This window comes from Mycobacterium sp. (assembly GCF_019243155.1).
GTDB lineage: Bacteria > Actinomycetota > Actinomycetes > Mycobacteriales > Mycobacteriaceae > Mycobacterium.
This window is the reverse complement of record NZ_JAFAUS010000174.1, coordinates 1-7,897: the sequence shown is the minus strand read 5'-3', so window position 1 is coordinate 7,897 and position 7,897 is coordinate 1. Positions and strand designations below refer to the sequence as shown.

7 protein-coding genes and 1 pseudogene are annotated in these 7,897 nt (G+C 67.5%); 6 read left to right on the top strand and 2 right to left on the bottom strand.

The features are described from left to right. From JOZ00_RS08655 to JOZ00_RS08630, 6 genes and pseudogenes are all read left to right on the top strand, one after another. Positions 1 to 210: pseudogene (locus JOZ00_RS08655) on the top strand (SAM-dependent methyltransferase); the annotation flags it as partial. A gap of 31 nt (positions 211 to 241) precedes the next feature. Beyond that, positions 242 to 1,183, top strand: coding sequence for a class I SAM-dependent methyltransferase (locus JOZ00_RS08650; RefSeq protein WP_293342513.1), 942 nt, complete (start codon positions 242 to 244; stop codon positions 1,181 to 1,183). Next, entirely contained in the window at positions 1,183 to 2,109 is a 927-nt protein-coding gene (locus JOZ00_RS08645; RefSeq protein WP_293342510.1) for a class I SAM-dependent methyltransferase, read from the top strand. The genes JOZ00_RS08650 and JOZ00_RS08645 overlap by 1 nt, the downstream gene beginning before the upstream one ends. 79 nt (positions 2,110 to 2,188) lie before the next feature. Next, positions 2,189 to 3,742 (top strand): LCP family protein, encoded by a 1,554-nt coding sequence (locus JOZ00_RS08640; protein ID WP_293342507.1) that lies wholly within the window; start codon positions 2,189 to 2,191, stop codon positions 3,740 to 3,742. 113 nt (positions 3,743 to 3,855) lie between these two features. Next, positions 3,856 to 5,298, top strand: coding sequence for an aldehyde dehydrogenase family protein (locus tag JOZ00_RS08635; protein WP_293342505.1), 1,443 nt, complete (start codon positions 3,856 to 3,858; stop codon positions 5,296 to 5,298). Between the two features lie 59 nt (positions 5,299 to 5,357). Continuing rightward, the gene (locus JOZ00_RS08630; RefSeq protein WP_293342502.1) at positions 5,358 to 6,221 is read left to right on the top strand and encodes an SDR family oxidoreductase; all 864 of its coding nucleotides are present in this window, start codon (positions 5,358 to 5,360) and stop codon (positions 6,219 to 6,221) included. 11 nt (positions 6,222 to 6,232) lie between these two features. Here the strand turns inward: JOZ00_RS08630 and JOZ00_RS08625 are convergent, their stop codons facing one another. Together JOZ00_RS08625 and JOZ00_RS08620 are read right to left on the bottom strand one after the other, a co-directional pair. After that, positions 6,233 to 7,057, bottom strand: coding sequence for a tyrosine-protein phosphatase (locus tag JOZ00_RS08625; RefSeq protein ID WP_293342499.1), 825 nt, complete (start codon positions 7,055 to 7,057; stop codon positions 6,233 to 6,235). Beyond that, positions 7,050 to 7,897, bottom strand: an 848-nt coding sequence (locus JOZ00_RS08620; protein WP_293342497.1) for an acyl-CoA dehydrogenase family protein, incomplete at its 5' end; no start/stop codon positions are given. The genes JOZ00_RS08625 and JOZ00_RS08620, both read right to left, overlap by 8 nt.

The following is a 7,897-nucleotide window of genomic DNA, read 5'->3' as shown; positions in this document are numbered from 1 at the left end:
CTCGGTCTGGACGTCAACGTCCAGGCGCTGACCTACCACGAACCCGACCGTTCGGACGCCGCTCAGTGGCTGACGGACCACGGCTGGCACGTCCACAGTGTGGACAATCGGGACGAGATGGCCAGGCTGGGCCGCTCGGTCCCCGACGACCTCACCGACGAGGCGGTCCGCAGCACGTTGCTGCGAGCGCGTCTCGGCGGCAACGCGTGACCCAAAGAGCGATGACCCAAGGAGCAAGACGATGAGTTCACTGCGCACCCACGACGACACCTGGGACATCAAGTCCAGCGTCGGCACGACCGCGGTGATGGTGGCCGCCGCCCGCGCCGTCGAAACCGAGCAGCCCCAGCCGCTCATCCGCGACCCGTACGCCAAGCTCCTGGTCACCAGCTCCGGCGCGGGCGTCCTGTGGGAGGCCATGCTCGATCCGGACGTCGCGGCCAAGGTGGAGTCCCTCGACTCCGATTCGGCGGCGCACCTGCACCACATGCGCGGCTACCAAGCCGTGCGGACGCACTTCTTCGACACCTACTTCAACGACGCGGTCGCCGCCGGAATCCGGCAGGTCGTCATCCTGGCTTCGGGACTGGATTCGCGCGCCTATCGGCTGGACTGGCCTGCGGGCACCACTGTCTACGAGATCGACCAGCCTGAGGTGTTGGCCTACAAATCGACCACGCTGGCGGAGAACGGCGTATCGCCTTCGGCCGATCGCCGCGAGGTCGCCATCGACCTGCGCCAGGACTGGCCTGCCGCGCTGCGGGCCGCCGGCTTCGACTCGAGCCAGCCGACCGCGTGGCTGGCCGAGGGCCTGCTGATGTATCTCCCGGCCGAAGCCCAGGACCGGCTGTTCACCCAGATCGGCGAGCTGAGCCCGGCGGGAAGCCGGGTCTCCGCCGAAACCGCGCCCAACCACGCCGACGAGCGGCGCCAGCAGATGCGCGAGCGGTTCAAGAAGGTGGCCTCGGAGATCGGCTTCGAAGAGACCATCGACGTCGGCGAACTGATGTACCGCGACGACCACCGGGCTGACGTCACGGACTGGCTCAACGAACACGGCTGGCGCGCCACCGCCGAGCATTCGACGGCCGCCATGCACCGGCTCGGCCGCTGGATCGAGAATGTCCCGCTCGCCGACGACAAGGACGCGTTCTCCGACTTCGTGATCGCGGAGCGGTTGTAATGGCCCGTACCGCGGACGACTCCTGGGACATCGCCACCAGCGTCGGGGCGACCGCGGTGATGGTCGCGCTCGCCCGTGCCGCGGAGACGGCCAGCGCAGAGCCGCTCATCCAGGACCGGTTCGCGGAGCCGCTGGTCTCCACGCCCGAGCTCGAGGGAGTCCGCGAGCAGGTGGCCGCGTGGTGGTCGGGGACCGACGTTGACGACGATCCGGACGGCGCGATGCGCGCCCAGGAGATGATCAACTACCAGGCGGTCCGCACCCACTTCTTCGATGCGTATTTCGCCGAGGCGGTTGCCGCGGGCGTCCGCCAGGCCGTGATCGTGGCCGCCGGTCTGGACTCCCGCGCGTACCGCCTGGACTGGCCGGCCGGGACAGTCGTCTACGAGATCGACCTGCCCAAGGTGCTCGAGTACAAGGCCGAGACACTCGCCGGGCACGGCGCGACGCCCGTCGCCGACCGGCGCGAGGTTCCCGTCGACCTGCGCCACGATTGGCCGCAGGCCCTGCGCGACGCGGGCTTCGACGCGAGCCAACCGACCGCGTGGCTGGCCGAGGGGCTGTTGCCGTTTCTGCCGGCTTCGGCGCAGGAAGCGCTGTTCGCTTCAATCGACGCGCTGAGCGGGTCGGGCAGCCGGGTCGCCGTCGAGAACTTCGGGGTGGACCCGGACAAGCGCCGCGCGGCCGAAGAGAGGTGGCACGAGTTGAAGGCCAAGCGCGAAGCGCGGGGCCAGGACACCTCCTTCAACCCGTTCGACCTCTGGTTTTCCGACGAGGGCCGACCCGAGTGTGCCGACTGGTTCGCCACCCACGGCTGGACCACGAGCACGTTGAACGCGCGAGACGAGGGGCAGCGCCTGGGCCGGGCCCCGGGGTCCGACGATCGCCCGTTCCTGAACAGCTTTGTGACGGCGATCAAGCCCTGACCGGTTAGCCCTTTACCTGCGGCTCGCTGCCCGAGTTACCGGGAATACACCGGTTCTTCGGGAACAATGGTCAGTCACCATGGGCGACACGGGATCTGAGCAACCGCAGCGCTTGGTGCTGTTGAAGGGCCGGCTGATCGCCAGTCTCGCTTCGGCACTCGTCATGGCCATCACCGGAATCGGCTGGACGGGTTACCACACGGCGCTGGGCAAGATCATCATCTCGCACGCATTGCCGGATTTCGCAACACCGCTCGGCGCCGACCAGAACATCCTGCTGATGGGCCTGGACAGCCGGTTGGATCAGAACGGCAAGCCGCTACCGCAGGAGATGTACGAGGCGCTGCACGCCGGCGACGAAACCTCGGGCGGTTACAACGCGAATGTGCTTATCATCGTGCATATTTCGGCCGGCGACGGGCCCGTCACCGCGGTGTCGATTCCGCGCGACGACTATGCGGACCTGCCCGGTTGCCCGGGATCGGTCTGCACGGGCAAGATCAAACAGGCGTACGGACTGGCCTATCAGCAGTCGTTGAATTCCCAGGCCAAGGGCGATTCCGACGGCGCGACCGACCTGACAGTCCGCGAGCAGACCGCCCGTGAGGCGGGTCGCAAGGCCGAAATCAGCGCGGTCAACAACTTCCTGGGTATCTCGATCGACCACTTCGTCGAGGTCACGTTGGGCGCCTTCTTCCAAATCGCCAAGGTCGTCGAGCCGATCACGGTGTGCCTCAACGCCGATACGCGGGACAGCTATTCGGGTGCGGATTTCCACCAGGGCGTGCAGCGGATCGACGCATCCGACGCCATGGCCTTCGTGCGGCAGCGGCGTGACGAAAACGACGGCTCCTTCACTGATTTCGACCGGACGCGACGGCAGCAGGCGTTCCTGGTGTCGCTGATCAAGGCGGCCCGGGCCGGCGGCACCCTGTCCAGCGTGAGCGGTCTGCGCAAGCTGCTGGACGTCGCCCGCAACAACGTCGCCGTCGACGCAGGCCTTGACCTCGTCGAATTCTCGTCGCGTGCAAGTCAACTGACCGAGCGGCCGCTGTCGCTCTACACCCTGCCGATCTCCGGTTTCGGCAAGGACTCCAACGGGTCCGACATCAATCTCGTCGACCTCCCGAGCATCCGGCGCGTCGTGCACGATCGCTTCTTCTCGGACACCCCGGCCGCGGCCGATGCGCCGGCCACGCCGTCGCCGCCCGCGCTGCCGGAGCCGGTAACCCTCGATGTCGTCAACGCCACGTCGCACGACGGGCTTGCCGCCGCGCTCGAGGAAGCCTTCGCCGACCGCGGCTTCACCCGCGGCAGCGCCACCACCGCGCCGGTCCCGGCGGACGACAGCTCCATCGAATACGGCCCCGGAGCGGACCGCGGCGCGCAGATTCTGGCCGACCAACTGCATCTGCCGGCCACCGCCGGAGGGGCGGTGGCTCCAGGAACGATCCGGCTGACCGTCGGAGCGCAGTTTCCCGCCAGCGACTACATCACGCATCCGGGGACCGGCGCGGACAGTGCGGCATCCGGGCAGGTGACGGCGGTGGCCGCGACCGGCACCGGCACGCGCGCGCCGGCGCCGACGGATCTCAGCCAGATGAGCGCGGCCGACATCCCCTGCGTCAAGTAACCCTGCGGTGAGGATCCTTTCTCCAGCTCTCCCAACTCCGATGGTTAGGATCGCGGTTATCACCGATGAGCTCCTCGTCCGCGTGCAGCGGGCCACTGTGCTCGGGAAGGACAATGATGACCACCGAATCGGTTGCACCAAAGACTTCGGACTCCAAGAACGGCGCGGCGGCTGTTTCCAAAGCTGCGCCCGTCGACGTCCCCGCGACGGTAGCCCGGCTTCGCAAGACGTTCGCCAGCGGGCGGACTCGTGACATCGAGTGGCGCAAGCGCCAGCTGCTGCAGTTGGCGAAGTTGATGGAAGAGAACGAAGCCGCCATCGCCGCCGCTCTCGAAGAGGACCTGGATCGCAGCACGTTCGAGTCGTTCATCGCCGACGTCGCCACCACGGCCGGCGAAGCGAAATATGCGGCCAAGCGCGTCCGGAAATGGACCCGCCGCAAATACCAACTGCTCGAGGCCGCGCAGCTTCCCGGCCGCGGCTGGATCGAGTACGAGCCGTATGGCACCGTCCTGATCATCGGCGCCTGGAACTACCCGTTCTACCTGACGCTGGGTCCGGCCGTCGGCGCCATCGCCGCGGGCAACACCGTCATCCTCAAGCCCTCGGAGATCGCCGCCGCGTCCGCACACTTGATGGCCGAGCTGGTGCCGCGCTATCTCGACAACGACGCGATCGCGGTGGTCGAGGGCGACGGTGCTGTGAGCCAGGAGCTCATCGCCCAAGGCCTGGACCGCGTGCTGTTCACCGGCGGCACCGAGATCGGCCGCAAGGTCTACGAGGGCGCGGCGCCGCACCTGACGCCGTGCACGCTGGAACTCGGCGGCAAGAGCCCGGTGATCGTCGCGGCCGACGCCGACGTGGAAGTGGCCGCCAAGCGGATCGCGTGGATGAAGCTGCTGAACGCCGGCCAGACCTGCGTCGCACCCGACTATGTGTTAGCGGACGCCAAGATTCGCGACGAGCTGGTGAGCAAGATCGGCGACGCCGTCAAGAAGTTCACCGCCGACAAGCCGAACGGGATGCGGATCGTCAATCAGCGTCAGTTCGACCGGATCAGCGGTTACCTGGCGAGCAAGGACGGCAAGGTCATCGTCGGCGGCGAGTGTGACCCGTCGACTCTGCGCATCCAGCCCGCCGTCGTGCTCGACCCCGACCCGGACGGGCCGTTGATGCAGAACGAGATCTTCGGGCCGGTGCTTCCGGTGGTCACCGTCCAATCCCTGGACGACGCAATACGATTCGTGAACTCGCGGCCAAAGCCGTTGTCCGCCTACCTGTTCACCAAGACGCGCGAGACCCGTGAGCGGGTGATCAAAGAGGTTCCCGCCGGCGGCATGCTGGTCAACCACCTCGCCTTCCAGGTCTCGACGGCCAAGCTGCCGTTCGGCGGCGTCGGCGCATCGGGCATGGGTGCCTACCACGGCCGCTTCGGGTTCGAGGAGTTCAGCCACCGCAAGTCGGTGCTGACCAAGCCGACCCGGCCGGACCTGTCGAGCTTCATCTACCCGCCGTACACCGAGCGGGCCATGAAGATGGCCCGCCGGCTGTTCTGACGCCCCGGCTTCGCCAAATCCCGAGCTAGACCCAACTTTTCACAGCAGAGAGGAACCTGATGCCAGGAGTGCAAGATCGCGTCATCGTCGTGACCGGAGCCGGCGGGGGATTGGGGCGCGAATACGCGCTCACCCTCGCCAAGGAGGGCGCCAGCGTCATCGTCAATGACCTCGGTGGAGCCCGCGACGGCACCGGTGCCGGCCACAACATGGCCGACGAAGTGGTCAAGCAGATCAAGGACGCTGGTGGCCGCGCGGCCGCCAACTACGACAGCGTCGCCGAGCCCGAGGGCGCCGAGAACATCATCAAGACAGCGCTCGACGAGTTCGGTGCGATCCACGGCGTGGTGAGCAACGCGGGCATCCTGCGCGACGGCACCTTCCACAAGATGTCGTTCGAGAACTGGGACGCGGTGCTCAAGGTGCACCTGTACGGCGGCTACAACGTCATCCGCGCGGCGTGGCCGCACTTCCGTGAGCAGAGCTACGGCCGCGTGGTCGTCGCCACCTCGACCAGTGGCCTGTTCGGCAACTTCGGTCAGACCAACTACGGCGCGGCCAAGCTCGGCCTGGTCGGCCTGATCAACTCACTGGCGCTCGAGGGAGCCAAGTACAACATCCACGCCAACGCGGTCGCGCCGATCGCGGCGACCCGGATGACCGAGGACATCCTGCCCAAGGAGGTGCTCGAAAAGCTCACCCCCGAATATGTCGCGCCGGTGGTGGCCTACCTGTGCACCGAGGAAAATCCCAACAGCGCTTCGGTTTTCGTGGTCGGCGGTGGCAAGGTGCAGCGGGTCGCGCTGTTCCAGAACGACGGCATCAACTTCGACAAGCCGCCGACGGTGGAGGACATCGCCGGGCGGTGGGACGAGATCGCAGACCTGTCCGCGGCGAAGCAGGCCGACTTCAAGCTCGGTTAAGACCCGGGGAGTCAGACAAGCAGTTCGTTGCGCAGGCGGTCCACATCCGCCTGCATGACGCCTGCATCCCGCAGGTAGGCGTCCAGCGACCCGAACTGCGCGTCGATGGCTTCGCGTGCGGCCGCCAGGTACTCCGGGCGGACGCCCAGGACACCGTCGGCCAGCCGCGCCTTGGTGAACGTGACTACCTCCGGGGTTAATTCGACGTCGGATCGCTGCTGGATCATTTCGTAGATGTGGTCGCGCAGTTGGGGTACCGCGGCATTGCTGCGGAGGTAATCGGCGACGATGGTGTCGCGGTCGATGCCGATCGTCTCCAGCACCGTGGCGATCACGAAACCGGTACGGTCCTTGCCCGCGAAGCAGTGCGTCAGCACTGGGTGGCCCGCCCCGAGCAACGAAAAGACTTGGTACACAGCGCGTTGCGCCCCGTTGCGGGTGGGGAATTGCCGGTATTCGTCGGTCATGTGCCGAACGGCGGCCTCGTTGACTTCCTCGTCGGACTGGTCGGGATCGCCCTCGAAGAGGCGGCGAAACGCGGTCTCGTGCGGTGCGTCGTCCGCGATCGGCACCTCGTCGCCGAGGTCGGGAAACGGCAGCAGGTGGATCTCGACGCCGTCGGGCACCAATCCGGGTCCGCGCCGGGCGACCTCACGCGCGGCGCGCAAATCGGCGACATCGGTAATCCTCAACTCGCGCAGCGTATCCCGGCCCTCGTCGTCGAGCCGGCTCAGCTCGCCGGACCGGAACAGCCGGCCGGGCCGCAGCGCGCCGGCTCCGTCGGCGACGTCACGAAAGTTCCAGGCGCCCGACAGTTCCCGCAGTGCTTCAGTCATGTGCGGTGACCGCCGCGGCGAGCGGGGATTTCTCCCGGCCGAGCTCGGCGCGGGCGATGGTCCGCATGTGCACCTCGTCGGGTCCGTCGAAGAGCCGCATGGCCCGGTGCCAGGCGTACAGCCGGGCCAGCGCCGTGTCCTCGCTGACCCCGGCGGCTCCGTGCACCTGGATCGCGCGGTCGATGACGTTGCAGGCCACCTGCGGGGCGACCGCCTTGATCTGCGAGACCAGCGTGTGGGCGGCCTTGTTGCCGTGCTGGTCGATCGTCCAGGCGGCCTTCTCGCAGAGCAGTCGGGCCTGGTCGATCTCGTTGCGGGACTTGGCAATCTGCTCCCGCACCACGCCCTGTTCGGCCAGCGGGCGGCCGAACGCCACCCGCTTGGAAGCACGATCCACCATCAGGGCCAGCGCCCGTTCGGAGCCACCGAGCGCACGCATGCAGTGGTGGATGCGGCCCGGGCCAAGTCGGGCCTGAGCGATCGCGAAGCCCCCGCCCTCTTCGCCTAGCAGATTGGTGGCGGGCACCCGGACGTTGTCGTAGATGATCTCGCAGTGCCCGGGCTGGTCCTGAAAACCGAAGACGCTCGTCGAGCGGACGATGGTCACGCCCGGCGTATCGATCGGCACCAGAACCATCGATTGCTGCTGATGGCTGGCCGCGTCGGGGTTGGTGCGGCCCATCACGATCAGGATCTTGCAGCGCGGGTCGGCCGCGCCTGAGGTCCACCACTTACGGCCGTTGATCACGTAGTCGCCGCCGTCGCGAACGATGGACGTCTGGATGTTGCGGGCGTCGCTGCTGGCGACAGCCGGCTCGGTCATGGAGAAGCCGCTGCGGA

Excerpts from the sequence above, each read along its gene's own strand:
- JOZ00_RS08640 (WP_293342507.1), top strand. The coding sequence starts at position 2,189 with ATGGGCGACACGGGATCTGAGCAACCGCAGCGCTTGGTGCTGTTGAAG.
- JOZ00_RS08635 (WP_293342505.1), top strand. The coding sequence starts at position 3,856 with ATGATGACCACCGAATCGGTTGCACCAAAGACTTCGGACTCCAAGAAC.
- JOZ00_RS08645 (WP_293342510.1), top strand. The coding sequence starts at position 1,183 with ATGGCCCGTACCGCGGACGACTCCTGGGACATCGCCACCAGCGTCGGG.
- JOZ00_RS08630 (WP_293342502.1), top strand. The coding sequence starts at position 5,358 with ATGCCAGGAGTGCAAGATCGCGTCATCGTCGTGACCGGAGCCGGCGGG.
- JOZ00_RS08625 (WP_293342499.1), bottom strand. The coding sequence starts at position 7,057 with ATGACTGAAGCACTGCGGGAACTGTCGGGCGCCTGGAACTTTCGTGAC.
- JOZ00_RS08650 (WP_293342513.1), top strand. The coding sequence starts at position 242 with ATGAGTTCACTGCGCACCCACGACGACACCTGGGACATCAAGTCCAGC.